This window comes from Acinetobacter modestus, assembly GCF_014636095.1.
GTDB classification, from domain to species: domain Bacteria; phylum Pseudomonadota; class Gammaproteobacteria; order Pseudomonadales; family Moraxellaceae; genus Acinetobacter; species Acinetobacter modestus.
This window is the reverse complement of record NZ_BMDV01000023.1, coordinates 1-1,987: the sequence shown is the minus strand read 5'-3', so window position 1 is coordinate 1,987 and position 1,987 is coordinate 1. Positions and strand designations below refer to the sequence as shown.

General features: G+C 29.3%; 2 protein-coding genes. One reads left to right on the top strand and one right to left on the bottom strand.

What is annotated here, in order from left to right; all coding sequences use genetic code 11:
- Positions 1–276: 276 nt before the first annotated feature.
- On the bottom strand, positions 277–1,281 hold the full coding sequence (locus IEV17_RS17045) for a protein rep (RefSeq protein WP_020368559.1): 1,005 nt from the start codon (positions 1,279–1,281) through the stop codon (positions 277–279).
- A gap of 217 nt (positions 1,282–1,498) precedes the next feature.
- Between IEV17_RS17045 and lnu(A) the strand changes: the two genes are divergently transcribed.
- Entirely contained in the window at positions 1,499–1,984 is a 486-nt protein-coding gene (gene lnu(A), locus IEV17_RS17040) for a lincosamide nucleotidyltransferase Lnu(A) (RefSeq protein ID WP_011645010.1), read from the top strand.
- Positions 1,985–1,987 lie beyond the last annotated feature (3 nt).

Genomic DNA, 1,987 nt, shown 5'->3' with positions numbered 1-1,987 from the left:
TTCTTGCTATAATATATCTTAGAAAAATAGATTAAATAGCTTATCGACTATTTGCATAAATGCTATTACAACATTCAGTGTCACCAGCACTAATTTGTAATAGCATTTTTTATTTTTAAATTTTCAAAGATACCATTTGGCATGTACTGGCAAAAAAATTCAGACACTGCCCATTTACGCACAAAATTATTTTTCGCGTAAAAACTGGGTAACCATGCTGGTTAATCCTATAGTTCCCGCAGGGGCAAAAAACATAAAAAAACGCTAGCTTTTTAGCTAACGTTTCAAATCTTTTAAGTAATAATTTTGTTTTTCAAAATTCCAAATTGCAGTAATTGAATGTGCTTTTTCTTCTTCGTCTGTTGTTTTATCTTCGTCACTTGTATTAATTAAATTGCCATCTTCGGCATCATCTAAATTTAAAATTTTATGTTTTTGTTTAAGCAAACCACCATAACTCAACATACGTTTTCGATATAAACCTTTTTCTAAATCATTTACAATTTCTTGATTTTTTTCATCATCATCAGTTAAAAAATCAGATGACTTAACCGAATATTTCGAGGTTTCTTTGATAGCTGCTCGAATATCTTTATCGCCTTTTTGATTTGGTTTGATCGCTTTAATATTTGCTACTGGTCGATAATTTACTTGTAATGCTTTTTGCCATAAAGTAACCCATTCTTCTTGAGTTATATAATTAGCTTTATTCTTAAAATAGCTATTTTCAACACACAATAAAACGTGCATATGTTGATTATAACTACCGTCATTTTTATTAACCGTTACTTCGGTTGAACGTAAAAATCCGATTAAATTCTTTTTAACTTTTGTATACATTTTTAATTTATTAAAAGCCTTAGACATATGCTTTAAACTTTGTTCTAAATGTTCACCGTCTATTGCATTTCGTGCTGATAGCGTAAGAAATAACCAACGTGCTTTTGGCTTTTCTTTAACCACTTCTTCAATCACTTTTTGAGCTTGATAACTATTTTTCATAGCACGCCTCCAATTACAAACTGGGCATAATTTTGATTTACAAAACCATGTTTTATGTAATTTCAAATAACCTTCATCAGTTGGCTTGAACTCTAAGACGTTACCACATTGTTTTACGTTAAAAGCCTTTTTTATTTTTAAAATTTCTAGTATATCTGCATAACTTACATTATCAATTTTCTTCTCTCTCCATGGGCGTTGTTTCCCACTTTTCGTCATATCTTTTAATGTTTCATTATCTTGATTTTCGTCTACATATCTAGTAGTATTATATTGCATATAAAAAGCCTCCAGTTTTGATTTTGATTCGACACCTTAATCATATAACTGGGGTTTTTTCATGTCAAATTTTCTTTCAACAACAAAAACAACCAAAAATACTGTTATATCAACATTCAAATGACTTTTTATATCTTTGAGTTATTTCTATATAGTATCAAGACAAGAAGAAACTCGTTTTCAACTCGTTTCAAATTCCCAAGTTAGGAGGGATAAAATGAAAAATAATAATGTAACAGAAAAAGAATTATTTTATATTTTAGATTTATTTGAACACATGAAAGTAACTTATTGGTTAGATGGTGGCTGGGGGGTAGATGTATTAACTGGAAAACAACAAAGAGAACACAGAGATATAGATATAGATTTTGACGCTCAACACACTCAAAAAGTTATACAAAAATTAGAAGATATAGGATACAAAATAGAAGTTGATTGGATGCCTTCACGTATGGAACTTAAGCATGAAGAATATGGGTATTTAGATATTCATCCTATAAATCTAAATGATGATGGATCAATTACCCAAGCAAACCCAGAAGGTGGTAATTATGTTTTCCAAAATGACTGGTTTTCAGAAACTAATTACAAAGATCGAAAAATACCATGTATTTCAAAAGAAGCTCAACTTCTTTTTCATTCTGGTTATGATTTAACAGAAACAGACCATTTTGATATAAAAAATTTAAAATCAATAACATAATTG

Bases quoted from the DNA above. Each gene is read 5' to 3' on its own strand.
- IEV17_RS17045 (WP_020368559.1), bottom strand. From the start codon at position 1,281: ATGCAATATAATACTACTAGATATGTAGACGAAAATCAAGATAATGAA.